This is a genomic window from Pseudomonas sp. E1MeOHC2 (assembly GCF_058745025.1).
This window is the reverse complement of the sequence record NZ_CP196675.1, coordinates 3,903,769-3,927,156: the sequence shown is the minus strand read 5'-3', so window position 1 is coordinate 3,927,156 and position 23,388 is coordinate 3,903,769. Positions and strand designations below refer to the sequence as shown.

20 protein-coding genes, 5 tRNA genes and 2 pseudogenes are annotated in these 23,388 nt (G+C 62.7%); 7 read left to right on the top strand and 20 right to left on the bottom strand.

All coding sequences use genetic code 11. The features are described 5' to 3' along the window. Positions 1 to 48: 48 nt before the first annotated feature. The 8 genes and pseudogenes from murB to ACSSU5_RS17775 all read right to left on the bottom strand — a co-directional run bounded on the left by murB (position 49) and on the right by ACSSU5_RS17775 (position 7,029). Positions 49 to 1,068 (bottom strand): UDP-N-acetylmuramate dehydrogenase, encoded by a 1,020-nt coding sequence (gene murB / locus ACSSU5_RS17810; protein WP_264309728.1) that lies wholly within the window; start codon positions 1,066 to 1,068, stop codon positions 49 to 51. Then, complete coding sequence (locus ACSSU5_RS17805; protein WP_492559408.1) at positions 1,065 to 1,529, bottom strand: low molecular weight protein-tyrosine-phosphatase; 465 nt, start codon at positions 1,527 to 1,529, stop codon at positions 1,065 to 1,067. The genes murB and ACSSU5_RS17805 overlap by 4 nt, the downstream gene beginning before the upstream one ends. Beyond that, positions 1,529 to 2,293, bottom strand: a complete 765-nt coding sequence (kdsB, locus tag ACSSU5_RS17800; protein ID WP_492559407.1) for a 3-deoxy-manno-octulosonate cytidylyltransferase — start codon at positions 2,291 to 2,293, stop codon at positions 1,529 to 1,531. Before kdsB ends, ACSSU5_RS17805 begins: the two co-directional genes overlap by 1 nt. Next, positions 2,290 to 2,475, bottom strand: coding sequence for a Trm112 family protein (locus ACSSU5_RS17795; protein WP_003247142.1), 186 nt, complete (start codon positions 2,473 to 2,475; stop codon positions 2,290 to 2,292). Before ACSSU5_RS17795 ends, kdsB begins: the two co-directional genes overlap by 4 nt. Before the next feature lie 43 nt (positions 2,476 to 2,518). Continuing rightward, positions 2,519 to 3,529, bottom strand: coding sequence for a tetraacyldisaccharide 4'-kinase (lpxK, locus tag ACSSU5_RS17790; RefSeq protein ID WP_492559406.1), 1,011 nt, complete (start codon positions 3,527 to 3,529; stop codon positions 2,519 to 2,521). Next, positions 3,529 to 3,963 (bottom strand): ExbD/TolR family protein, encoded by a 435-nt coding sequence (locus ACSSU5_RS17785; protein ID WP_492559405.1) that lies wholly within the window; start codon positions 3,961 to 3,963, stop codon positions 3,529 to 3,531. Before ACSSU5_RS17785 ends, lpxK begins: the two co-directional genes overlap by 1 nt. Further along, on the bottom strand, positions 3,960 to 4,595 hold the full coding sequence (locus ACSSU5_RS17780; RefSeq protein WP_264309733.1) for a MotA/TolQ/ExbB proton channel family protein: 636 nt from the start codon (positions 4,593 to 4,595) through the stop codon (positions 3,960 to 3,962). The genes ACSSU5_RS17785 and ACSSU5_RS17780 overlap by 4 nt, the downstream gene beginning before the upstream one ends. A 218-nt stretch (positions 4,596 to 4,813) precedes the next feature. Beyond that, a pseudogene (locus ACSSU5_RS17775) lies at positions 4,814 to 7,029 on the bottom strand (DNA internalization-related competence protein ComEC/Rec2). A gap of 142 nt (positions 7,030 to 7,171) precedes the next feature. On the opposite strand from ACSSU5_RS17775, the pseudogene ACSSU5_RS17770 reads away from it, so the two are divergent. After that, positions 7,172 to 7,669, top strand: a pseudogene (locus ACSSU5_RS17770) (DUF2062 domain-containing protein); the annotation flags it as partial. 12 nt (positions 7,670 to 7,681) lie between these two features. Here ACSSU5_RS17770 and ACSSU5_RS17765 read toward each other — a convergent pair. The 3 genes from ACSSU5_RS17765 to ACSSU5_RS17755 form a co-directional block, all read right to left on the bottom strand. After that, positions 7,682 to 8,461 (bottom strand): ABC transporter permease, encoded by a 780-nt coding sequence (locus ACSSU5_RS17765; protein ID WP_264309735.1) that lies wholly within the window; start codon positions 8,459 to 8,461, stop codon positions 7,682 to 7,684. Next, positions 8,458 to 9,390, bottom strand: coding sequence for an ABC transporter ATP-binding protein (locus ACSSU5_RS17760; protein WP_264309736.1), 933 nt, complete (start codon positions 9,388 to 9,390; stop codon positions 8,458 to 8,460). The genes ACSSU5_RS17765 and ACSSU5_RS17760 overlap by 4 nt, the downstream gene beginning before the upstream one ends. Positions 9,391 to 9,522: 132 nt before the next feature. Further along, positions 9,523 to 10,146, bottom strand: a complete 624-nt coding sequence (locus ACSSU5_RS17755) for a glutathione S-transferase (RefSeq protein ID WP_492559404.1) — start codon at positions 10,144 to 10,146, stop codon at positions 9,523 to 9,525. Between the two features lie 172 nt (positions 10,147 to 10,318). Between ACSSU5_RS17755 and ACSSU5_RS17750 the strand changes: the two genes are divergently transcribed. The 3 genes from ACSSU5_RS17750 to ACSSU5_RS17740 all read left to right on the top strand — a co-directional run bounded on the left by ACSSU5_RS17750 (position 10,319) and on the right by ACSSU5_RS17740 (position 14,896). Further along, positions 10,319 to 11,827 (top strand): hypothetical protein, encoded by a 1,509-nt coding sequence (locus tag ACSSU5_RS17750; protein ID WP_492559403.1) that lies wholly within the window; start codon positions 10,319 to 10,321, stop codon positions 11,825 to 11,827. Positions 11,828 to 11,960: 133 nt separating this feature from the next. Then, a complete protein-coding gene (locus ACSSU5_RS17745; RefSeq protein WP_492559402.1) occupies positions 11,961 to 14,408 on the top strand; it encodes an acyl-CoA dehydrogenase in 2,448 nt (815 codons plus the stop codon). 77 nt (positions 14,409 to 14,485) lie between these two features. Then, positions 14,486 to 14,896 (top strand): PA2817 family protein, encoded by a 411-nt coding sequence (locus ACSSU5_RS17740; RefSeq protein WP_264309740.1) that lies wholly within the window; start codon positions 14,486 to 14,488, stop codon positions 14,894 to 14,896. A gap of 424 nt (positions 14,897 to 15,320) precedes the next feature. Here ACSSU5_RS17740 and ACSSU5_RS17735 read toward each other — a convergent pair. From ACSSU5_RS17735 to ACSSU5_RS17715, 5 genes are all read right to left on the bottom strand, one after another. Then, positions 15,321 to 15,396 (bottom strand) — tRNA-Gly (locus ACSSU5_RS17735). A gap of 85 nt (positions 15,397 to 15,481) precedes the next feature. Next, a tRNA-Gly gene (locus ACSSU5_RS17730) sits at positions 15,482 to 15,557 on the bottom strand. Between the two features lie 3 nt (positions 15,558 to 15,560). Further along, positions 15,561 to 15,636, bottom strand: a tRNA-Glu gene (locus ACSSU5_RS17725). A gap of 92 nt (positions 15,637 to 15,728) precedes the next feature. Then, positions 15,729 to 15,804: transfer RNA gene (locus ACSSU5_RS17720), tRNA-Gly, on the bottom strand. A gap of 4 nt (positions 15,805 to 15,808) precedes the next feature. Next, positions 15,809 to 15,884 (bottom strand) — tRNA-Glu (locus tag ACSSU5_RS17715). 334 nt (positions 15,885 to 16,218) lie between these two features. On the opposite strand from ACSSU5_RS17715, the gene ACSSU5_RS17710 reads away from it, so the two are divergent. After that, positions 16,219 to 16,986, top strand: coding sequence for a hypothetical protein (locus tag ACSSU5_RS17710; RefSeq protein ID WP_492559401.1), 768 nt, complete (start codon positions 16,219 to 16,221; stop codon positions 16,984 to 16,986). 129 nt (positions 16,987 to 17,115) lie between these two features. Here the strand turns inward: ACSSU5_RS17710 and ACSSU5_RS17705 are convergent, their stop codons facing one another. Continuing rightward, on the bottom strand, positions 17,116 to 17,598 hold the full coding sequence (locus ACSSU5_RS17705; protein ID WP_492559400.1) for a GAF domain-containing protein: 483 nt from the start codon (positions 17,596 to 17,598) through the stop codon (positions 17,116 to 17,118). Next, on the bottom strand, positions 17,599 to 18,486 hold the full coding sequence (locus ACSSU5_RS17700; RefSeq protein ID WP_264309754.1) for an ATP-binding protein: 888 nt from the start codon (positions 18,484 to 18,486) through the stop codon (positions 17,599 to 17,601). A 206-nt stretch (positions 18,487 to 18,692) separates the two neighbouring features. On the opposite strand from ACSSU5_RS17700, the gene ACSSU5_RS17695 reads away from it, so the two are divergent. Continuing rightward, positions 18,693 to 21,050 (top strand): hybrid sensor histidine kinase/response regulator, encoded by a 2,358-nt coding sequence (locus ACSSU5_RS17695; protein WP_264309755.1) that lies wholly within the window; start codon positions 18,693 to 18,695, stop codon positions 21,048 to 21,050. Here ACSSU5_RS17695 and ACSSU5_RS17690 read toward each other — a convergent pair. Both ACSSU5_RS17690 and msrB read right to left on the bottom strand, forming a co-directional pair. Then, entirely contained in the window at positions 21,040 to 21,528 is a 489-nt protein-coding gene (locus ACSSU5_RS17690; protein WP_264309756.1) for a glutathione peroxidase, read from the bottom strand. The genes ACSSU5_RS17695 and ACSSU5_RS17690 overlap by 11 nt on opposite strands. A gap of 13 nt (positions 21,529 to 21,541) precedes the next feature. After that, positions 21,542 to 21,937: a peptide-methionine (R)-S-oxide reductase MsrB gene (msrB, locus tag ACSSU5_RS17685; protein ID WP_492559399.1), complete on the bottom strand. Its 396-nt coding sequence runs from the start codon at positions 21,935 to 21,937 to the stop codon at positions 21,542 to 21,544. Positions 21,938 to 22,104: 167 nt separating this feature from the next. Here msrB and ACSSU5_RS17680 point away from each other — a divergent pair, with 167 nt between their 5' ends. Next, positions 22,105 to 23,316, top strand: coding sequence for a pyridoxal phosphate-dependent aminotransferase (locus ACSSU5_RS17680; protein WP_492559398.1), 1,212 nt, complete (start codon positions 22,105 to 22,107; stop codon positions 23,314 to 23,316). Positions 23,317 to 23,388 lie beyond the last annotated feature (72 nt).

The window sequence follows — 23,388 nt, the reverse complement described above, 5'->3', positions numbered from 1 at the left end:
CTCTTCGCAGCACAAGGCTGCTCCAAGATTTGCGCCGTCCTGGTGCTGTCAGTACAGGTTAGGCTCCATCTCAAGCTCAACCCCAAACCGTTCGCGGATATCCGCCTGGATACGCCGCGCCAGGTCATGCAACTGCGCCCCGCTCGCCTGGCCATAATTGACCAGCACCAACGACTGCAACCGGTGCACACCCGCATCGCCATCGCGATACCCTTTCCAGCCCGCCTGCTCGATCAACCACCCTGCCGCCAGCTTCACCTGGCCATCGGCCTGAAGGTAAGCCACAACACCGGGGAAGCGCCCTCGAATACCCTCGACAAGCTCGGCAGGCACCACCGGGTTCTTGAAAAAACTGCCGGCATTGCCCAGCTCCGCCGGGTCCGGCAACTTCTCGCGGCGAATGCTGCAGATGGCATCGCTGATCGCCTGCGCACTGGGGTGCTCAACGCCCTGCTCCATCAACCGCTGGCGCACCGGGCCATAATCCAGATGGGCTTGCAGCGTATGGCTCAGCGCAAAGCGCACGCGCAAGATCAACCAACGCCCAGGGTTACGCTTGAACAGGCTGTCGCGATAGCCAAAGGCGCACTCGTCCAGCCCAAAATCACGCAGCTCGCCGGTCTGGCGGTCCAGCGCGGTCAAACCGGCGAACACGTTCTTGATCTCGACGCCATAGGCGCCCACATTCTGCATCGGCGCAGCGCCCACGGTGCCCGGGATCAGGCTGAGGTTTTCCAGCCCGCAGTACCCCTGCGCCAGCGTCCACTGCACGAACGCAGGCCAGGGCTCACCCGCCTCGGCTTCGACCACGACGCGATCACCGTCATCGCTGACAACGCGGCGGCCACGGCTGGCCATGTGCAGCACCAGCGCTTCGACATCACCGGTTAACAGCAGGTTGCTGCCACCACCAATGACCAGCACCGGCAGGCCCCGTCGCTGCGCCTCGGCCAACGCCTCACGCACCTCGCCATCATCATGCGCCTGGCTGAAATGCCGTGCCTTAACGTCAATACCAAACGTGTTGTAAGGCTTGAGCGAAACCTGCTCGTGCCACCGCGCCGTCATAACCGCCCCTTGATTTCCACGACCAACGCCTGGCACGCCGCCTCGATCAGGTCCAGCACTTGCTCGAAACCGTCAGCACCGCCGTAGTACGGGTCTGGCACTTCATCCAGAGGCGCTTCATAGCGACGCAGGAACAGGTCGAGCTCACCCGACGCCGAATGCGGGCGCATGGCACGCAAGTGGCTCAGGTTGCTCTCATCCATGGCCAGAATCAGGTCGTACTCGGCAAAGTGCGCCACCTTCACCTGCTGGGCACGCTGCTGCGAAAGGTCATACCCACGCGCCAGTGCCGCCTTGCAGGTACGGCTGTCGGGCGCCTTGCCGACGTGCCAGTCACCGGTACCGGCAGACGCCACGTGCACCTGCTCGGCAAGCCCTGCGGCCTGCAATTGATGACGCAACACGCCTTCGGCGGTAGGCGAGCGGCAGATGTTGCCCAGGCAAACGAACAGGACGCGCATCAGGCCTCCAGCAAGCGCCGTACGCGCTCCAGGTCTTCAGGGGTATCGACACCCACGGCGGGCGCCTCGATGGCGTCTTCGACATGGATGCGTACGCCATGCCACAGGGCGCGCAACTGCTCCAGCGCCTCGGTCTGCTCAAGCCAGCACGGGCCCCAACCGACGAAGTCCTGTAAAAAGCCCACACGGTAGGCATACATGCCGATGTGACGCCGGTACGGCACGCCTTCCGGCAACTGCTCGCGGCCCTTGGCGAAGGCATCACGCGCCCAGGGCAGCGGCGCACGGCTGAAGCTCAAGGCCAGGCCGTTCTTGTCGCTGACGACCTTGACCGCATTAGGGTTGAACACCGCCTGAGGTTCGTGAATCGGCTCGGCCAGGGTGGCGATGCCGGCTTCCGGGTGGGCCGCCAGGTTGGCCGCCACCTGGTCGATGATCACCGGCGGGATCAGCGGCTCGTCGCCCTGCACGTTGACCACGATGGCCTCGGCAGGGAGCCCAAGACGCGCAGCCACTTCAGCCAGGCGATCGGTACCGGACTCGTGGTCGTCGCGGGTCAGCAGCACTTCGGCGCCAAACGCCTGGCAGGCCTCGACGATGCTGGCATCGTCGGTGGCGATGACCACACGGCTGGCAGCACTTTTACGCGCTTGTTCCCACACGTGCTGGACCATCGGCTTGCCGGCGATCTGCAACAGCGGCTTGCCCGGCAGGCGCGTGGAGCGCAGGCGGGCCGGGATCACCACGGTGTAGTCCAGGCTCATTTGTCCAGACGCTCGTCGTCGGTCAGGGTACGAGCCTCGCTTTCCAGCATCACCGGGATGCCGTCGCGGATCGGGTAAGCCAGGCCCGCGCCCTTGCTGATCAGCTCGGTCTTGTCGGCGCTGAGCTTGAGCGGGCCTTTGGTGATCGGGCAGGCCAGGATGTCGAGCAGTTTGGTGTCCATGGAAGCTTCCTTGAGGCCAGGTGGCCGGAAATTGAAAAGGGGCTCAGGGCTTGCAGTGCCCAGGCAGCAAGCGTTGCAGTTGGCTGTCGAACCAGGCGCTGAACGCAGGCGACGGCTGCGCCTCGACGGCCAGGTACCACCAATCGTCGGCGGCGAAGGCACGGCATTTGACCGCATCCTTCTCGGTCATCACCAGCGGCAACGGTGGCGTGAACGACAGGCGCTCGGCGCTGAATTGCGCGTGGTCGGCGAACGGGTGCGGCACCGGCTGCCAGTTTAGCCCTTGCAGGGTATTGAAGAAACGTTGCGGGTTACCGATGCCCGCCACCGCGTGCAGACGCTGGCCAGCTGGAAAAAGATCAAGGCCGCGCCGCTCGCCGCTGCGCACGTTGACCAGCGCCGAGGGCTGCAGACGAAAGGCAAAACCTGCATCAATGTCAGCGCTGGCACCGTTGAACAGCACGGCGTCGGCCTCTTGCAGGCGTTCGGCCGGCTCACGCAGCGGCCCGGCCGGCAGGCAGCGGCCATTGCCAAGGCCACGGGCGGCGTCGATCAGCACCAGCTCCAGGTCACGCGCCAGGCGGTAGTGCTGCATGCCGTCATCGCACAGAATGAGGTCGAGCGGCTCGCTGGCCAATAGCCCTTGCACGGCACGGGACCGGTCGGGGTCGATCATCAGCGGTACGCCCGTGCGCTGGACGATCAGCAGCGGCTCATCACCGGCCTGGTCGGCGCGTTGATCGGCCTCGACGCGCCAAGGCAACTGCGCCGGCTGGGCGCCATAACCACGGCTGACCACACCCACCTTGATCCCCTGTTTACGACAGTGTTCGATAAGCCAGAGGATCATCGGCGTCTTGCCGGTACCACCCACGGTGATGTTGCCCACCACAATGACCGGCACCGGGGCACGGTAGCTGGCACTTTCACCACTCAGAAAACGCGCACGCTTGCGCGTCACCACACGGCGGTAAAGGGCTTCGAGGGGGCGCAGCAGCGCCAGAGCCGGATGCCCGGTGTACCAGGCCGCGAGCAAGCGGTCGGCGAAGGCCATCAAGGCGTCCCCTGAGCCGCCTCGACGGTGGTCATGCGCAGCTGGCTGAAACCGAGCTTGCCGGCCGCATCCATCGCGGTAACCACTGCCTGGTGCGGGGTTTTGCCATCGGCGCTGATTGCCAGCGGTAATGTGTGATCGCCCTCCGACACACGCTCGATGGCCTCGCTCAAGGTGGCCAGGTCGCTTTTGGGCAGCAGGTTGTTGTTGACCGAATACACGCCCTCGGCGCTGATGGTGATTTCTACCCGCTTGCCTTCATCGGCCGGTGGCTGCTCGGCGCTGGCGGCTTCGGGCAGTTCGACGCGCAGTTGCGTCTCGCGGGTGAAGGTGGTGGTAACCACGAAAAACAGCAGCAGGACGAACACCACGTCGATCAGCGACGCCAGGTTGATGTCGACGTTCTCCCGCTGGCGATTGCGCCGAAACTTCACGCCTTGCCTCCGGCCACTTCGACTTCGCGGTCGCCCTGGATCACTTCGACCAGCTTGATCGCCTCCTGCTCCATGCCGACCACCAGCTCATCGATGCGGCGCAGCAGGAAACGGTGGAAGAACACCGCCGGAATACCGATCATCAAACCCGCCGCAGTGGTAACCAGGGCCTTGGAGATACCCCCGGCCAGCACGGCGGCGTTGGCGGTCATCTGCGACCCCATGAAGGCGCTGAAGATGTCGATCATGCCCAGCACGGTGCCCAGCAGCCCCAGCAGCGGTGCCATCGCGGCAATGGTGCCGAGGGTACCGATGTAGCGCTCCAGTTCGTGGATGACGCGCGAGGCGGCCTCCTCGATGCACTCTTTCATGATTTCGCGGCCATGGCGCGAGTTGGCAAGGCCCGCAGCAAGGATTTCGCCCAGCGGCGAATCGGCGCGCAGCGCCTTGAGCTTGTCACTGGTGAGTTGCTTGTCTTTGATCCACATCCACACCTGGCCCAGCAGGTGCGGCGGGGTCACGCGACTGGCGCGCAGGGTCCACAGGCGCTCGACGACGATAGCCATGGCAACGATGGAACTCAGAATGATCGGCAGCATCATCCAACCACCGGACTTGACCAATTCCCACACAGTAAACGCCCCTTCGGAAAAAGGCCGCCACTCTACCATAGGCGCGCAGGCGGCTCATCTGCCGAAGGTCAGGGAATTGGCCTGCCCCAGTTGCCACCTTGGGTTCTCGGTTGCCTTGTCGGGCCCCTTCGCGGGCAAGCCCGCTCCCACAGATACAGCACCAAACCTGAAAGGAGTGCTGCACCGGTGGGAGCGGGCTTGCCCGCGAAGGGGCCCTATCAACCATCGCCAGCCTCACGCCAGAAACGCCGCCGCCCTTTTATACCCTCCACTTCACCCTGAGTGCCCAGCACCAGCCGCAAGGCCCCCTCCACTGCCGTATCGTGAATCGCCAGCCCGTGCCGCCGATAACGCTCCACCACCTGTGCATGCGGATGGCCAAAACCATTGTTGCGCCCCCGCGAAATCAGTACCCCACGGGGCGCCGTAGCGCGGATGAACGCCTCCGTGGACGAACTGCGGCTGCCATGGTGCGGGGACTGCAGCCAGTCGATGCGAGGCGCTTCAGTGGACGCCAGCCAGGCCCGTTCGGCAGCGGCCTCCAGATCACCCGCCAACAGCAATCGCTCCCCTTGCGCCTCGACCAGCAACACGCAAGAGCGATCATTGCTGCTTTGCCCTTGCGCCCAATGCCAGAGCGAAAAGCGCACACCATCCCACTCCCAATGCTCACCACTGACACAAGGCTGCAGCCCAATGCCCTCCAGCGCTTCGCCACCGAGCACCCGCGCGACCGGCATGCCCCGCACAATGGCCGGCGCGCCCCCGGCATGGTCGGCATGGGCATGGCTGATCAACAGCGTATCCAGGCGGCTTACGCCCAACTTTTGCAAGGTCGGCAACACTACCCGCTCCCCCGCGTCGTACTCACCTTTGGCCGGCCCGGCGTCGTAAAGCAAGCTGTGATGACGGGTACGCAACAACACTGCCACCCCTGGCCGACGTCCAACTGCCAGATTTCCACCTGCCCCGACGGCACCGACTCTCTGGGCACCCACAACGCCAGCAGCATGGCCCCGCCCAGCCCGCGCAAGGGCACGCCACGGGGCAGCAACACCAGCAGCGCACCCAGGCACACCACTAACCAGGCCCACAGCGGCAAGGCCGGCGGCACCCACGCCGGGCGCCAGCTCGCGGCCCAGGCCAAGACCCTGAACAGCACCTCCAGCAAGCCCCCGGCCAGCCACAGCAACGCCTCACCTACACCCGCCACGGGCAACAGTAGGGTGCCCAGCAGGGCCAACGGCAACACCGCAAGGCTGACCCACGGCACGGCCAGCAGGTTGGCCAACGGTGCACTCAAACTCACCGGCAAGCCAGTGGCCAGCAGCACCGGCAGCAAGCCGATGGCGATCACCCACTGCGCACGCGTCCAGGCCTGCCAGGGCCGCCAGCCACCCAGGCGGGCACTGAAGCAGTAGATCAAGGTCGCCACGGCGGAGAAAGACAGCCAGAATCCCGGCAACAGCGCCGCCAAGGGTTCAAATAAGAGCACCGCGACCAGCGCCAGCAGCAATGGCAGCGTCGCGCCAAGATGACGAAAACGCAGGCGCCACAGCAACACCACGGCCAGCATCAGGCAGGCCCGCTGCACCGGCACACCGCCACCGGCGAGCCAGCCGTAGGCGAGCGCAGCCGTCATTGCCAGGGCGCAGGCCGAGGGCAACCAGGGCAACCGTGCGGGCCAGAGCCCCCAACGTGCCAGCCCGGCGACCAGGCCATACAGCAAGCCCGCAACCAGGCCGATATGCTGGCCGGAGATCACCAGCAGGTGCACCGTACCGGTGGCCTGCAGCGTCTGCCAATCGGCACGTGCCAGGCCCCCGCCATCCCCCAGCACCAAGGCCACCAGCGCCGCCTGCCGGCCATGGGCCTCCACCGCCAACAGGCGTTGGCGCAGTTGGTCACGCCAGCCCCCACCTACAGCGGTCAACACCTGCCCTGCTTTCACCGTGCCGGTGGCGCCAATCCGCCGGGCCAGCAACTGCGCCTCCCGATCAGGCCCATGCGGGTTGAGCAGCCCGGCAGGACGCTGCAAGGTCACCGCCAACCGCCAATGCTCGCCCGCCCTCACCTGCGGCCCGTCGAACCAGCTCAGTTGCAAGCGCCGTGGCAATTCGGCACGCCGTGAAGAGGCCTGTTCCAGCTCGAAACGCACGCCTTGCGCGGTGCGGCTCGGCAGGCCAGCCACCCTGCCCTCCAGCCACAACGTGCGGCCATCGAGCCCAGGCGCAAGTCGGTCATCCAGCGCTTGCTTGGCCGACCAGCAAGCCCAGCACATCCCCAAAAGAAAGCAGCCCAACGGCCAGAGCCGTGTGAACAGGCTGACGACAGCGCCCAGCGACAGCAGAAGAAGCCATCCGACCGATGGCAGCATCGGGAGAAAGCCCAGGCACAACAGCCCGAGCGCGAGCGCAAACATCCCTGTGCGCATAAGGTAGAGCCCCAGAAGCGAAATGACCTCCTGAGGCATAGCGCAAATGCCGGCAAAGCTTGCTCAACAATTGTCACAAACTCTAAACGAGGCTGTTAGGGATTCAAGGCATACTGCCCCGATCAACGCCCCGGGAGCCTACATGCCGCGCCGCCTCTTCAAACGCTACATGCCGGATCCGACCAGCATTCGGGAACACAAGTCCTTACGCTTTTTCGGCAAGTTGCTGCACGACCCGAACCTCTGGCACCTGAACCGGCACTCGGTGGCCAGGGCCATGGGCGTGGGCCTGTTCGCGGCGCTCATCCCTATCCCCATGCAGATGCTGCTGGCTGCTGCGCTGGCGATCCCGGTACGCGGCAACCTGCCGATCGCGGTAAGCCTGGTGTGGCTGACCAACCCGCTGACCATGCCACCGGTGTTCTTCGTCACCTACATGACCGGCGCCTGGCTGTTGCAGATTCCGCCGCGCACCCTGCCTGACGATCTGACCTTCGAATGGATCACCGACCAGCTGTCGACCCTGTGGCAGCCCTTCCTGCTGGGCTCGGTGGTGTGCGGCGTAGTGCTGGGCATCCTCGCCTACTTCACCACCTTGCTGTACTGGCGCTGGTGGGTTGGCCGGCAGTGGCGCCGGCGCAAACTCAAATGCTCATGCACGCATGCCGCGACCGCTGACCAGCAGACGAATGCACAGCATGTACAGCAGCGCAGTGGCGACGAGCATGAAGGTGATCGCCGTGCCAATGCTGATATCCGACACCCCTAGGATGCCGTAGCGGAACGAGTTGACCATGTGCAGCACCGGGTTGGCCAGTGACACCACCTGCCAGAACGGCGGCAGCAGGTTGATTGAGTAGAACACCCCACCCAGGTAGGTCAGCGGCGTCAGCACGAAGGTCGGAATGATCGAGATGTCGTCGAAGTTGCGGGCGAACACCGCATTGACGAAGCCCAGCAACGAGAAGATGGTGGCCGTCAGCAGCACCACAACGACGGTCACACCCAGGTGATGTACCTGCAAGTGGGTAAAGAACATCGACAGGATCGTAACGATCACCCCCACCGCCAGCCCGCGCAACACGCCGCCCAGCACATAGCCGACGAGGATGGTGTGCGGCGATACCGGCGATACCATCAGCTCCTCGATCGAACGCTGGAACTTGCTGCCGAAGAAGCTCGACACCACGTTGCCGTAGGAGTTGGTGATCACCGACATCATGATCAGCCCCGGCACGATGTACTCCATGTAGGTGAAGCCGCCCATGTCGCCGATCTGCCGGCCGATCAGGTTACCGAAGATGACGAAGTACAGGACCATGGTGATCGCTGGCGGCAGCAGGGTCTGTGGCCAGATGCGCAAAAAACGCCGGACTTCACGGTAGACGATGGTGTTGAGGGCCACCCAATTGGTGCGCAGTTCCACACTCATACGGCCACCTTCGACAGGTTTTTTTCCACCAGGGACACAAACAGCTCCTCGAGTCGGTTGGTCTTGTTACGCAGGCTTTGCACTTCGATATTTTGCAGCGCCAGCTGGCCGAACAGCGCGGTGATACCGATGTCCTTGTCCACCTGCACCTCCAGGGTATGCGGGGTGATCAGGCGGCACGGGTAGCCTTGCAGCGCAGGCGCTGCCGGCAGGTCCTGTTTGAGGTCGAGTACGAAGGTTTCGACATGCAGCTTGCCCAGCAGCTGGCGCATGCTGGTGTTCTCGACGATGGTGCCGTGGTCGATGATGCCGATGTTGCGGCACAGCTGCTCGGCCTCTTCGAGGTAGTGCGTGGTGAGGATGATGGTGATGCCCTTCTGGTTAAGCTCGGTGAGGAAGCTCCACATCGAACGGCGCAACTCGATGTCCACGCCTGCGGTGGGTTCATCGAGAATCAGCAGGCGCGGCTCGTGGATCAAGGCACGGGCGATCATCAACCGGCGCTTCATTCCGCCGGACAGCGAACGCGACTGTACGTCGCGCTTGTCCCACAGCCCAAGCTGGGTCAGGTACTGCTCGGCGCGCTCCTTGGCCAGCTTGGGCGGGATGCCGTAGTAGCCGGCCTGGGTGACGACGATGTCGAAGGTCTTTTCGAACTGGTTGAAGTTGAACTCTTGCGGCACCACGCCCAGGCAGCGCTTGAGCGCCGACGGCTCGCGGTCCAGGTCGTGGCCGAACACGTTCACCGTGCCGCTGGTCTTGTTGACCAGGGTCGACAGAATACCGATGGTGGTGGATTTGCCGGCGCCGTTGGGGCCGAGCAAGGCGAAGAAGTCGCCTTCGGCAACATCAAGGTCGATGCCTTTGAGGGCCTGGAAGCCATTGCCGTAGGTCTTGGTCAGCTGTCGGATGGACAGGGCGGAACTCATAGCGGGTCATTTACCGAAAAAAAGGTTCAGGACACGCCAGGCAAAGTCACTGGCGCAGTGAGTGCGGCCATGGTGCAAGGCCTGGCCGCACAAGTACAGTCAGATGTATTGATAATGACTATCGAGGCAGGTTCAAGTCAGCGCGGTCATCACCGCTGCCTGATAGGCCGGGCGCTGCTTCAGGCGCGCGTACCAGGCTTGCAGGTGATACATGGCCGGGCGCTCGATGGGCATTTCGAACCAGGCATAGATGAAGCTACCCAGTGGGATGTCACCCATGCCGATCTGGTCACCGGACAGGTACGGCTGCTTGGCCAGGGTTTCGTCGGCGATGGTCAGCAACTGGGCGCACTGCTTGTGCGCGGCGTTGATCGCGACCCAGTCGCGCTGGTCTTCTTGCGTGCGTAGCAGGCCCCAGAACAGTGGGCGGAACGGGGTGGCGAAGGACGAGGTCGTCCAGTCCATCCACTTGTCGGCCAGGGCCCGCTGGCGCGGGTCTTCCAGATACCAACCCTGCTCCTGGCCGTACTCGGCGCAGAGGTAGCGGACGATGGTATTGGACTCCCACAGCGTCAGGTCGCCGTCTTCGAGCATCGGCACCAGGCCGTTGGGGTTGCGGGCGCGGTAGTGCGGCTCGTTGACCACGCCGAAGGCGCCGCCGGCGTCGATGGACTCGAAGTCCAGGCCCAGTTCATGGGCGATCCACAGCGCCTTGCGCACGTTGCTCGAATTCTTGCGACCCCAAATCTTCAACATGTCGACATCCCTGAATGTACGAGAAGGGAGAGTCTACCCCCGCACTCTCCAGCTTGCAGCCTAAACCGCGCCAAGCGCCGCCATGGCTCGCCCACCTGATAAAACTGCCAGTAGCGACCGGGCTGCGCCAATGCTGAAATCGCCTCTCAACGAGATAACGCGAGGCGTCATCATGGAACAAACACCGGCAAGCACCGATACGCCCATCCAGCCCAATCACGACATGCGGGGCTGGCGCATGCATATCATCTTCGACGCCGCCAAAATCAATGCGTTGCGTGAAATGTCACTACGACCCGTCCCGGTTCTGCATGAGACCATTCATTATGAAAGGCTCAAGAGTACAACCCGCGAAGTCATCATCAGTAAACTGGCCAAACCCGTTGTGAAGTACCTTGAGGACCGCGTGCAGCTCAAATCACGCATGATGTCCTACGCCAACTTCATTTGGTCCACGCACATGTTTGGCGGTAAGCCCAGGGCAAATCTGGACAGCGTCGTAGCGTTTACTAAAGACGAACCGCAGTTCCTCTATCAGGAATTTCCACTGGATGGGTTTGTCGGGCATTGCGCAGGCCCCGATACACCCCTCACATTAAAAATCACAAAGAACGCCGAATTCTACGTACAGGCAGCTGGGTCACAAGCGCGCGACACCGAGCTAGGGGACGCTTTCCGCCAACGGTTCAACGGTTTGCCGGCCGAGCAGCGCATCGTCCAACCTCATGTGGTCGACGCCCGTAAAGAGGCCGACTGGCTTTTGACGAATCTTCAGTTTCAAGTGCGCAAGCACCCAAACTCAGGCGCGCACGTTCTCCAGGTCATGAAAAAGGATGGCAATACAGGAGACCCGCTCCCCCCCCAAGACAGCACGCCCTGGGATGAATTGGCGGCCTATATCCTGGCAACCGAAGTGCACGACGTAGATCTGCTCTACACCTTCACAGACCTTGCAGGCCTGCTCTTGCCTTGGGGCTATGTACTGTGTAACCAATATGACTGGAGTGGTGACAACGCTTTCAAGGCGTCATATACATTCAACCGCGAGAGCAGGCCGCCAGCCGATGAGCCGCTGATTCTTCACCCAGACCCACTGGTAGCCGTAGTAGGTGCCGGCAGCACTGCACACCAGATTGAGGTTGCCCCATTAGGCACTGCCCCCCTGAATTGGGGTTTTGAAGGCGTTGGCCACGGCACCTTGAAACCCAAAGGTTACCTGTGTGACTACAGCGCACCGTCCAAGCCGCAGATCCACCGGGCAGATAACAGCCTGTGCGACGAGCCAACAGCGACAAAAGCGTCCTTCGATACGCCTATTAGGATCGACCGGGTCCTGACCGGTACTGGTTCGCTCCCACTCACCTCCACTTTCGTAATACTGAACGACGTCCCTAACCTGTTCATCAAGACCGAACTGGCCCAGGGCCGTTTGAAACTGCGCTTCTTCTACATCCAAAAAGGCAAAGAAATCGAGGTGCCACCTGACCAGACAAAATGGACGGTACTGGCGGGCGGGGGCTACGTAAATCAGGCAGGCATCTTCACGCCAAACCTGCTCAGCCGGTTCGCCGTCGTCCAGGCCATGATGGAAGGCCAGACTGACTGGTACTGGGCCTACATCATCGTACCTGTGCCTTTGATGACGGCCGAAGCATTCGTGGCCCAGTGGAACAAGGCCTGATTAGCCGCTCTGAAGCATCTGAAAGCGAACTCCTCCAGCCACAACCTGTCACTGTTCAGGTCAGGCCTTTGCGAAGCGGCAGGCTAAGCTCTTGGCAACGGTTGCGAACACCCAGTTCCATGGAGGAAAGACTATGTGGCTGTTGTGGTTGGTGGGGTTGGTAATAGGCGCGGCGTTTTTGACGCATCGGCGCATGGCACCCTTGCAGATACTGGGCCTCATGGCAGCCTACGTGCTGTTGATGGGCATATTCAGCCGTGCACCCAGCTGGCTGCTGGCACTGATCTGGGGCGTACTGGCACTGAAGGTTGCCCTGGTGGCACTGCCCGACTGGCGGCGCAAGGTGTTCACCGGCCCGGTATTCAACTGGTTCCAGCGCACCCTCCCGCCCATGTCGCAAACCGAACGCGAAGCGATCGACGCAGGGACGGTGTGGTGGGACGGCGAGCTGTTCAGTGGCCGCCCCGACTGGCGCACCCTGATCGCCTACCCGGCACCCAAACTCACCGACGAAGAGCAGGCCTTCCTCGATGGCCCCACCGAGGAACTCTGCGCGATGGTCAGCGACTGGCAGATCGGCCAGGACCTCGACCTGCCGCCCGAAGCCTGGACGCATATCAAGCACAATGGCTTCTTCGCCCTGATCATTCCCAAAGAATACGGCGGTAAAGGTTTTTCTGCCTACGCCCACTCCCAGGTGGCAATGAAACTCGCCACACGCAGCGGAGACCTGGCGTCCACGGTGATGGTGCCCAACTCCTTGGGCCCGGCCGAACTGCTGCTGCACTACGGCACTGATGAACAACGTAACCACTACCTGCCGCGGCTGGCCAGCGCCCAGGAGATCCCCTGCTTCGCCCTTACCGGCCCCTTGGCAGGCTCCGACGCCGGTGCGATGCCCGACACCGGCGTGATCTGCAAAGGCCAGTGGAACGGCGAAGAGGTGCTCGGCCTGCGCCTGAACTGGGAGAAACGCTACATCACCCTCGGCCCGGTCGCCACCCTGCTCGGCCTGGCCTTCAAGGCCTACGATCCAGACCACCTACTGGGTGATGAAGAGGAACTGGGCATCAGCCTGGCACTGATCCCCACCGACACCCCTGGCGTGGATATCGGCAAGCGTCACCTGCCGCTGGGCGCGGCGTTCATGAACGGCCCCAACAGCGGTAAGGACGTATTCGTGCCGCTGGACTTTCTGATTGGCGGCCAGGCCATGCTCGGCAAGGGCTGGATGATGCTGATGAACTGCCTGTCGGTGGGCAGGTCCATCTCCCTGCCTGCGGTCGGCACCGGCGCGGCCAAGTACACCAGCCTGGTCACCGGCCAGTACGCCAACATTCGCGAGCAATTCAACGTACCACTGGCCGCCTTCGAAGGCATTCAGGAGTCCCTCGCGCGCATCGGCGGCAACGCGTGGCTGATGGACAGCGCCCGGCTACTGACCGCCAAGGCCGTGGACCTGGGTGAAAAACCCTCGGTGCTGTCAGCGATCCTCAAGTACCACCTGACCGAGCGTGGCCGCGAGTGCATTCAGCATGCCATGGACGTGCATGGCGGCAAGGGCATCATCATGGGCCCTAACAACTACCTCGGCCGCAACTGGCAAGGTGCGCCGATCTTCATCACCGTCGAGGGCGCCAACATCCTCTCGCGCAACCTGATGATCTTCGGGCAAGGGGCGATCCGCTGCCATCCGTTCGTGCTCAAGGAGATGGCCTTGGCCGGCCGCGAAGACCGCGACCAGGCCCTCAAGGAATTCGACGACCTGTTGATGAAGCACATCATGTTTGCCGCCGGTAACGCGGCAAGCACGCTGGTGTTCAACCTGGGCTTGGGTCGCTGGGAGAGCGTACCGGGAGATGCCTTGAGCCAAGGCTACTTCCGCGCCCTCAACCGCCAGGCTGCCGCCTTCGCCCTGCTGGCCGACCTGTCAATGATGCTGCTAGGCGGCGCGCTCAAGCGCCGCGAACGCCTGAGTGCGCGCCTGGGCGACGTGCTGAGCTACCTGTACCTGTCCAGCGCCGCGCTCAAACGCTATCACGACTTGGGCTCACCCGAGCACATGCAGCCGCTGTTGCGCTGGGCCATGGAAGAAAGCCTGGGGCAGGCGGAAAATGCCCTGGACCGACTGCTCGACAACTTCCCCAACCGCTTTGTCGGCTGTGCGCTGCGCGTGCTGGTATTCCCCTTTGGCCGTCGCCACACCGGCCCGAGCGATGAGCTGGATGCCGAAGTGGCGGCGCTGATTGGCCGTTGCAAAGGCGACCCGGCGTTGGAAGAACTGCTCAGCGGCTGCTTCAGGCCAAAAGCAGACGGTGACCCCGTGGCCGCATTGCAACGGGCCTGCGACCTGCTGGACGAAACCGCCCCCCTGCGCAAGGCGCTGCAGCGGGCGATCAAGGAAGACAAGGTTCACCCGGCCTCCGAGCAATCGGTGATCGATGCAGCAGTCGCAAGTGGCGCACTGCAGCCGGGTGAAGGGCAACGGCTGCAAGCGGCTGAGCAAGCCCGCCGGGCGGTGATCGATGTGGATGCCTTCGACAAGGCGCAGTTGCGGCCTGAACAAGGCAAAGTACGTTGAGCCAGGGGGCCGTTTTGCGGCCCCTTCCCCACCGGCGTATACTCCGCCCCCGTTTCAACCACCCCAAGGACCGCTCAATGGCCAACCCCCACCTGGAATACCACCTGCAACTGCTGAACCACCTGCGTACCATCCTGGTGGCACTGGGTGAAGCCGAGCAGGTACCGGAAGAAAACCACGCCCTGTTTCTCGAACGTTTCGACGAACTGTTGGCGCTGTTGCCGCAAGATCCACTGCAAAGCCAGTACCTGGGCCAGGACCTGATGTGCCAGGTCATCCAGCGCTACCCGCAAATCGCCCACCTGGTGCCACGGGACCTGCTGTGGTTCTTCGCCGGCGACTGCCTGCACTTCATGCCCGATGAAGAACTGAGCCTGTACCAGGCACTGGAAGAGCGCCGCTACGAATGCGAACAGCGTGGCGAGGCCTTCGATTGGTTTGAACAAAAGCAGCTGCTGGCTTCGAGGGCGGCCGATACTCGCCACTGATCCTTCGCTGCCTCGCTAAGGGTGCTGAACGAAACTTCAAGTGGCCTTTTTCCCTGGAGCTTGCAGCCTTTACCTACAGCGCCCCTGTGTTGCCCTGCGTACTCTGCCAGCGCGCTGAGAGACGAGTTCGCAGCGCTCTAACACACAGGGATCATTCAATGAAAAAAACACTAATCCGTTGTATCCCACACATTACCGAAGTCTTCTGGATCCTCCCCCGCCCAACCTTTTACAGGCTTGCGAGTGAGTTTATATGCATCCTTACCCCTGGCATGGCCAAAGGGGCGCTGGATTTCACCATCAGCTACCGTTAACCCGCAGGGTGCCGGCCCGAACAGTGATGTTCGGGCCGGCACCGACATCAAAAAACGGACGAACAGAAACGCAAAAAGGGACTTTCGTCCCTTTTTGCGTTTTTTCGATTTGGAGCGGGAAACGAGACTCGAACTCGCGACCCCGACCTTGGCAAGGTCGTGCTCTACCAACTGAGCTATTCCCGCAATGTGAAGCTTTACCACTTTCGGCGTGAAGCGCCTTTACGACCTTCACCACCACTGCACCGCATAGACGCCACAGTATTTAAACTGGAGCGGGAAACGAGACTCGAACTCGCGACCCCGACCTTGGCAAGGTCGTGCTCTACCAACTGAGCTATTCCCGCAAATGGCGTCCCCTAGGGGACTCGAACCCCTGTTACCGCCGTGAAAGGGCGGTGTCCTAGGCCACTAGACGAAGGGGACACACAACACTTTTCAGTGCGCCAGATATTGAACCTCACGACTCAAACTGGACTTTCTTTTCCTGCCCCGCCGTTAAGCAGTGCCGGAGAAACTGGAGCGGGAAACGAGACTCGAACTCGCGACCCCGACCTTGGCAAGGTCGTGCTCTACCAACTGAGCTATTCCCGCAATATGGCGTCCCCTAGGGGACTCGAACCCCTGTTACCGCCGTGAAAGGGCGGTGTCCTAGGCCACTAGACGAAGGGGACACGCTGCAAGCATTTACATGCTGCTTTCACTCCCTGCCGCGTTTCGCTGTGTGCTTTACGCTGCAAGTGGCGCGCATTCTATGGATGCTGCGTAAGATCGTCAACCCCTTTGTAGAAATTTATTTAAATCAATGACTTCCGGGTGTGCCGAGCGCTGTTTCAGGCAACCCGCAGGGGTTTGGCGTTGATTTTCTGGCGTCAAGGCAGCATTAATGTGCCAGCATCCAGCCATGGCACAGTTTGCCGATAGAAAAAGAGAATGCCTGTGAGGGCCTCTCGCGAGCAAGCTCGCTCCTACACTCAATAATGCAAACCTATTCATGAGGCATTAACGGTGACACCACTTCTGATCACTCTGCTCATCGTGGCGGGTATCGCGTTGCTGATCGTGATCGGCTACCTCAACAATGTGGTCGAGAACAGCAAGCTCGAACGTGCGCGACTGAAGGTCGAGCTTGCCGATCGCTTGCGCCGCTGTGGCGAAATCACCGAGACCTTCCCCGGCCAATTCATGACCCCGGCACTCAAGCTGCTGCTGACCCGCCTGGAGCTGAACCTCAACCAGCGCCAGCTGGCGGTGGACAAGCACAATGCCGAACTCAAGGCACGTATCGCCGAGCTGGAGGGCCTGATCGCCCTGGGCGAAAAGATCCCGGTGAACAACCCCCCTAACCCGATCCAGACCGAGGTCAAAGCCAAGGACGTGCGTTTTCTGCTCGAAGCGCTGCACACCCAGGTCGCCCGCGCCGCCCAGGAAGGCTTCCTGCCCGCCAGCGAGGCCAAGCAGTGGGTCAAGGAGATCCGCCATATCCTGGTGCTGCTGCACATTGAGTTCTTCAACAACCTCGGCCAGCAGGCCCTGCAGAAGGGCCAGCCGGGCCAGGCACGCCTGGCTTTCGAGCGTGGCGTGCAGTACCTGCGCAAGCAGCCTGAGCCCAAGGTGTTTGAAGAGCAGCTGACGTACCTGGAAAAACTGCTGGCACGGGCCAATGCCCAGGTGCTGGACCGCATGGCACCGGCGGAAGACGAGCACAATGAACTGACCGACGGGCTCAAGACCGACGAGGAAGAGACCTGGAAGAAGAAGGCGATGTACGACTGATTGCTTAACCTGCACTGGCCTCTTCGCGGGCAAGCCCGCTCCCACAGGTATATCACTGCCTTTAAGGTTTGTGATTATCCAGTGGGAGCGGGCTTGCCCGCGAAAGGGCCAGTTCAGGCAACCCAATAATCAGCAGTCGGTCAATGCCAGGAAGATCGCCACCAACCGCTCCACCCCCAGCTGATCCACCTCACTGAACCGCCCAACCTTCGGGCTGTCCAGGTCCAGCACCCCAATCAACCTGCCCTCCTTCACCAGTGGAATCACCAATTCACTGTTGGACGCACTGTCACAGGCAATGTGCCCCGGGAATGCATGCACGTCCTCGACCCGCTGGGTCTGCCGGGTGGCCGCCGCCGCGCCGCACACACCCTTGCTGAACGGAATGCGCACACAGGCCACCTGCCCCTGAAACGGGCCGAGCACCAGCTCTTCGTTGCGGTTGAGGTAAAAGCCCGCCCAGTTCAGGTCATCCACCTGATGGAAGAGAAACGCCGAAAACTGCGCGGCGTTGGCAATGAAGTCGCGCTCGTCGGCAAACAGTGCCTGCACTTGCGCCGCCAGCAGGTCATAGCCATCGAGGCCGGTGCCACTGGCATTGAGGTCGATCATTTACTTTTGCTCCAGCAATTGCAGCCCGACCCAGTAGCGGGCGAACTGATAGGCACAACGGCCATTACGGTTGCCGCGGCCGGTGGCCCAGCGCACGGCAAGGATGTCCAGCGCTTCGTCACGCTGCCATTTTAACCCGGCAGAGCGCGCCAACTGGCCGATCCAGTGTTCGACCACGTTGAGGAAGTGGTCCTGGGTGAAGGGGTAGAACGACAGCCACAGGCCAAAACGGTCCGACAAGGCGATCTTGTCTTCCACGGCTTCGCTGGGGTGCAGCTCGCCGTCGACGCGCTTCCAGTTCTCGTTGTCGCTCTCTTTCTCCGGCACCAGGTGGCGGCGGTTGGAGGTGGCGTACAGCAAGACATTGTCAGGGGCCTGCTCCAGCGAGCCGTCGAGTACGCTCTTGAGCACCCGGTAGTCGCCCTCCCCGGCTTCGAACGACAGGTCGTCGCAGAACAGGATGAAGCGCTGCGGCAGTTTTTGCAGTTGCTCGACCACCCGCGGCAGGTCGGCCAGGTGGTCGCGCTCGATTTCGATCAGGCGCAGGCCGGCACCGGCGTGCTCGGCCAGCAAGGCGCGCACCAGCGACGACTTGCCGGTGCCACGCGAGCCCCACAGCAACGCGTGGTTGGCAGGCAGGCCATTGATGAACTGGTGGGTGTTGCGGCCCAGCTGGTCACGTTGCTGGTCGACCCCGATCAGGTCGCTGAGGCGGATGTCCAGGCTGACTTCAAGCGGCATCAGGTAACCGGTGCGGCCATCGCGCTGCCAGCGGGCGGCCAGGGTGGTGTGCCAGTCGATGTCCGGGCGTGGGGCGGGCAACAGCGGTTCAAGGCGCGCCATTACCGATTCGGCGCGGTCCAGGAAAGCAATCAAGCGAGCGTCCATGACGACTCCTACAGATTTCAGTTTTTTGGGGGCCGCTGCGCGCCCCTTCGCGGGGCAAGCCCGCTCCCACAGGGACCGCGCAGAGCCTGGGGCTACGCTGTACCTGTGGGAGCGGGCTTGCCCCGCGAAGCGCTGCACAGCGGCCCCCGCTTGGCGATCAACTGAAATGAACAGACAGACCCGCCAGCAGCCGGGGCTATTCGGCTATGCTTGCGCAGCGCAAGGGACGTGAAACCGGCTCGGGACTCATGGATATCAAGTTCACCAATCGCCTGTCATACAAGCAAGCCCGGCTGACAGTCCTGGTCGGCTTCATCCTGGGAACATTGCTCAGTCTCATCCAGATCGGCATCGATTATGCCAGCGAAGACGCATCCATCAACCGCGAAGTGCGTGCGCTGCTGCAAATCAGCCACAACCCGGCCTCACGCATCGCCTACAACATCGATGCCGAGCTGGCCCTGGAGCTGACCCGCGGCCTGCTGCAATCGCCGGCGGTGATCCGCGCACGGCTGATCGACAACAATGACACCGTGCTGGCCGATGTCGAGCGTCCGCGCCTGGAAGACCGCTACCGCCCCCTGAGCGACTTTCTGTTCGGCGAGCAGCGCCAGCTTGAGGACCGCCTGTTCCTCGCCCACCTGCCCGATGAATACCTCGGCACCCTGTACCTGGATGTCGACACCTACGCCTTCGGCAGCCGCTTTCTCGACCGCGCCGGCATCACCCTGTTCAACGGCTTCGCCCGCAGCTTAGTGTTGACCGGCATTCTGCTGGCGCTGTTCTACATGATGCTGACCAAACCCTTGGTCACCGTGATCGGTGCGCTCAGCGGCAGCGACCCGCGCAAGCCGCGGCAAACCCGCCTGGAATGCCCCCACGGTCATGAGCTCGACGAGATCGGCGTACTGGTCAAGGTCGCCAACCAGCAGTTCGTCAGCATGGCCACCGAGATCGAGCAGCGGCGTACCGCCGAAAACCGCCTGACCCAGTACCTCAACGAGCTGGAAGACATCGTGTCGGCACGCACCGACCAGCTCAAGGCCAGCAACAGCAGCCTGAGCCTGTCCAACCAGGAGCTCGAACAAGCCCGCCGCCGCGCCCTCGACATGGCCCAGGCGCGCGCGGCCTTCCTGGCCAACATGAGCCACGAGATCCGTACCCCGCTCAACGGCATGCTCGGCATGATCGCCCTGGCCCTGGACAGCCCGCTGCCCAGCGAGCAGCGCCAGCAGATGACCATCGCCCACGACTCGGGCAAAGTGCTGGTGGAGCTGCTCAACGACATCCTCGACCTGTCCAAGTTCGATGCCGGCCAGCTGGAGCTCGAACGCATTGCGTTCGACATGGGCTCGATGGTCGAGGACACCGCCAACCTGCTGTCGCAGAACACTGCGCAGAGCGTCGAACTGACCTGCCTGATCGCCCGTGACTTCCCCAGCAGCGTGCTCGGCGACCCTACGCGGGTGCGCCAGATCGTCAGCAACCTGTTGTCCAATGCCCTCAAGTTCACCCGTTTCGGCCGCGTCGACATTCGCCTGGCAACGATAGTCGGCGGCGTGCGCCTGGAGGTTCGCGATACCGGCATCGGCATCCCCGAAGAAGCCCAGGCGCGGATTTTCCAACCGTTCACCCAGGCCGGCGCCGGCATCACCCGCCAGTACGGCGGCACCGGCCTGGGCCTGGCCCTGACGCGTAACCTGTGCAAGGCCATGCAGGGGCATCTGCATATTCAGTCCGAGCCTGGGTTCGGCAGCCGCTTCAGCGCAGAGTTGCCGCTGACCGTTCACACCGAGGCCATCCCGCCCGCGCCGCTGCAGGGGCGCGTGGTGGCCTTGAGCAATGCCGGCAGCGGGCTGCATGAACTGCTGCAAGACCTGCTACCCACCTGGGGCCTGGCGTACCAGCGCCAAGACAGCAGCGCAGGCCTGGACGCCACGCAGTTCGACCTGCTGATCACCGACGACCTGGAGCACCTGTTCGAGCTGCGTCCCGCGCTGAAAACGCCCATCCTGCTGGTGACCGCCTATGGCAATTTCCTCCCCAGCGAGCAGTCCGTCAGCCTGGCGCCCTTGCATCAACTGGCCCGGCCACTGGCGCGCAACGCCTTGTACCAGACCCTGCGGCGCACCCTGCAAGGCCATGAGCCCGAGCACCCGCTGGCCAACCCGAGCACGACCCTGGAAGCACGCCGCGCGCGGATTCTGCTGGTGGAGGACAACCCGGTAAACCAACTGGTGGCCAAAGGCATGCTGGCCAAGCTCGGCTGCCAGGTACAAGTGGCCAGCCAAGGCGCCGAGGCCCTGGAGTGCCTCGAACAGGAAGATTTCGACCTGGTGTTGATGGACTGCAACATGCCGGTGATGGACGGCTACGAAGCCAGCCGACGCATCCGCCAGAGCGGCCGCTGGCCTGAACTGCCCATCGTCGCCCTGACCGCCAATGCCATGCCCGAGGAGCGCGAGCGCTGCCGCGCAGCCGGCATGAACGACTACCTGGCCAAGCCGTTCCGCCGCGAAGAGCTACTGGCACTGGTCGATCACTGGGTACCGATCAGCGGCTAAGCAGACGCTCGATATCCCCTTCCAGGGCCTGCGGCTTGGTGGTCGGCGCATAGCGCGTGACGTGGCCGCTGGCCGGGTCGACCAGAAACTTGGTGAAATTCCACTTGATCTTCTGGCTGCCCAGCAGCCCCGGAGCACGCTGCTTGAGCTCGACGAACAGCGGGTGCGCACCGGGCCCGTTGACCTCTACCTTGCGAAACAGCGGGAAGCTCACGCCGAAATTGCGCTCGCAGAACTGCGCGATGTCCCGCGCATCGCCTGGCTCTTGCTTGCCGAACTGGTTGCAGGGGAAGCCCAGCACCACCAGGCCGCGCTCGCGATAGTGCTGCCACAGCTGCTCCAGGCCCTTGTATTGGGGGGTGAAGCCGCACTGGCTGGCGGTGTTGACCACCAGCAAGGCCTTGCCCGGAAAGTCGCCGAGCTTCTTGTGCTCGCCGCCCAGGGTCACGCAGGGAATGTCCAGCATCGATCCAGCCATGTTCGGGCTCCGGTCAGTCGCGCGGTTGAAGGTCGATGCACACCGAGTTGATGCAATAGCGCAGGCCGCTCGGTGGCGGGCCGTCGGGGAACACGTGGCCCAGGTGTGCATCGCAGCGGGCGCAGGTGACTTCGGTGCGGACCATGCCGTGGGAGGTGTCGCGAATCTCGATCATCGCGCTGTCTTCGATCGGCGCGTAGAAGCTCGGCCAGCCGCAGCCGGAGTCGAACTTGGTCTGGGCATCGAACAGCGGCAGGTGGCAGCAGATGCAGTGGTAGATACCGTCGCGGCGCTCGCTGTTGTACTTGCCACTGAACGGGCGCTCGGTGCCTTTGAGGCGGCACACCTGGTACTGCTCGGGGTCGAGCATCGACCGCCATTGTTCTAGTGTCTTCTCGATCTTTTGCATGTAAGCACCTCGGCAGGCTTAATTTCACCCCGCGCCGTCTTTTCCGTAGCGCGGGTGGCACGTATATTAGTTGGCTTCGTGTGCCAGGCGTTCAGTCTGGCACCCGCTTCCTGCCCTTTCAAACCTTTCGAAGGGGCGCGGTGCGTATTCTCAACCGGGACCCCATCATGCAGTTCAGCAAATCGAACAAGCTCGCCAATGTCTGCTACGACATTCGCGGCCCAGTGCTCAAGCACGCCAAACGCCTGGAGGAGGAAGGCCACCGCATCCTCAAGCTGAACATCGGCAACCCGGCGCCGTTTGGCTTCGAGGCGCCGGACGAAATCCTTCAGGATGTGATCCGCAACCTGCCCACCGCCCAGGGCTACAGCGACTCCAAAGGGCTGTTCAGCGCACGCAAGGCGGTGATGCAGTACTGCCAGCAGAAAGACATCGAAGGCGTCACCATCGAGGACATCTACCTCGGCAACGGCGTGTCCGAACTGATCGTCATGTCGATGCAGGCGCTGCTCAACAACGGCGACGAAGTACTGATCCCGGCCCCCGACTACCCGCTGTGGACTGCTGCGGTGAGCCTGGCCGGCGGCAAGCCGGTGCACTACCTGTGCGACGAGCAGGCAGACTGGTTCCCGGACCTTGAGGACATCAAGGCCAAAATCACCTCGAACACCAAGGCCCTGGTGATCATCAACCCGAACAACCCGACCGGCGCGGTGTATTCCAGGGAGCTGCTGCTGGGCATGCTGGAGCTGGCACGCCAGCACAACCTGGTGGTGTTCTCCGACGAGATCTACGACAAGATCCTGTACGACGAAGCCGTGCACATCAGCACCGCCTCGCTGGCACCCGACCTGCTGTGCCTGACCTTCAACGGCCTGTCCAAGTCGTACCGGGTGGCGGGCTTCCGTTCCGGCTGGCTGATCATCTCCGGGCCCAAGCACCACGCCAAGAGCTACATCGAAGGCATCGACATGCTGGCCAACATGCGCCTGTGCGCCAACGTGCCGGCCCAGCATGCCATCCAGACCGCCCTGGGTGGCTACCAGAGCATCAACGACCTGGTACTGCCACAAGGCCGCCTGCTGGAGCAGCGCAACCGCACCTACGAGCTGCTCAACTCGATCCCCGGCGTCAGCTGTGTGAAACCGATGGGCGCCCTGTATGCGTTCCCAAAGATCGACCCCAAGGTCTGCCCGATTCACAACGACGAGAAATTCGTGCTCGACCTGCTGTTGTCGGAGAAGCTGCTGATCGTTCAGGGCACGGCGTTCAACTGGCCGTGGCCGGACCACTTCCGCGTGGTGACCTTGCCGCGGGTGGATGACCTGGAAGCGGCGATCGGGCGGATCGGGAGTTTCCTGCGGACTTATTCGCAGTAAGTTCCGGCCCATTCGCGGGGCACGCCCGCTCCCACAGCTGCAGCGCTGCACCTGAGGGTTGCAGAACTCCTG

Excerpts from the sequence above, each read along its gene's own strand:
- ACSSU5_RS17690 (WP_264309756.1), bottom strand. The coding sequence starts at position 21,528 with ATGGCTGGATCGATGCTGGACATTCCCTGCGTGACCCTGGGCGGCGAG.
- ACSSU5_RS17750 (WP_492559403.1), top strand. The coding sequence starts at position 10,319 with ATGGAACAAACACCGGCAAGCACCGATACGCCCATCCAGCCCAATCAC.
- ACSSU5_RS17755 (WP_492559404.1), bottom strand. The coding sequence starts at position 10,146 with ATGTTGAAGATTTGGGGTCGCAAGAATTCGAGCAACGTGCGCAAGGCG.
- ACSSU5_RS17805 (WP_492559408.1), bottom strand. The coding sequence starts at position 1,529 with ATGCGCGTCCTGTTCGTTTGCCTGGGCAACATCTGCCGCTCGCCTACC.
- ACSSU5_RS17745 (WP_492559402.1), top strand. The coding sequence starts at position 11,961 with ATGTGGCTGTTGTGGTTGGTGGGGTTGGTAATAGGCGCGGCGTTTTTG.
- ACSSU5_RS17760 (WP_264309736.1), bottom strand. The coding sequence starts at position 9,390 with ATGAGTTCCGCCCTGTCCATCCGACAGCTGACCAAGACCTACGGCAAT.
- ACSSU5_RS17700 (WP_264309754.1), bottom strand. The coding sequence starts at position 18,486 with ATGGACGCTCGCTTGATTGCTTTCCTGGACCGCGCCGAATCGGTAATG.
- kdsB (WP_492559407.1), bottom strand. The coding sequence starts at position 2,293 with ATGAGCCTGGACTACACCGTGGTGATCCCGGCCCGCCTGCGCTCCACG.
- msrB (WP_492559399.1), bottom strand. The coding sequence starts at position 21,937 with ATGCAAAAGATCGAGAAGACACTAGAACAATGGCGGTCGATGCTCGAC.
- murB (WP_264309728.1), bottom strand. The coding sequence starts at position 1,068 with ATGACGGCGCGGTGGCACGAGCAGGTTTCGCTCAAGCCTTACAACACG.
- ACSSU5_RS17680 (WP_492559398.1), top strand. The coding sequence starts at position 22,105 with ATGCAGTTCAGCAAATCGAACAAGCTCGCCAATGTCTGCTACGACATT.
- ACSSU5_RS17795 (WP_003247142.1), bottom strand. The coding sequence starts at position 2,475 with ATGGACACCAAACTGCTCGACATCCTGGCCTGCCCGATCACCAAAGGC.
- lpxK (WP_492559406.1), bottom strand. The coding sequence starts at position 3,529 with ATGGCCTTCGCCGACCGCTTGCTCGCGGCCTGGTACACCGGGCATCCG.
- ACSSU5_RS17695 (WP_264309755.1), top strand. The coding sequence starts at position 18,693 with ATGCTTGCGCAGCGCAAGGGACGTGAAACCGGCTCGGGACTCATGGAT.
- ACSSU5_RS17705 (WP_492559400.1), bottom strand. The coding sequence starts at position 17,598 with ATGATCGACCTCAATGCCAGTGGCACCGGCCTCGATGGCTATGACCTG.
- ACSSU5_RS17740 (WP_264309740.1), top strand. The coding sequence starts at position 14,486 with ATGGCCAACCCCCACCTGGAATACCACCTGCAACTGCTGAACCACCTG.
- ACSSU5_RS17765 (WP_264309735.1), bottom strand. The coding sequence starts at position 8,461 with ATGAGTGTGGAACTGCGCACCAATTGGGTGGCCCTCAACACCATCGTC.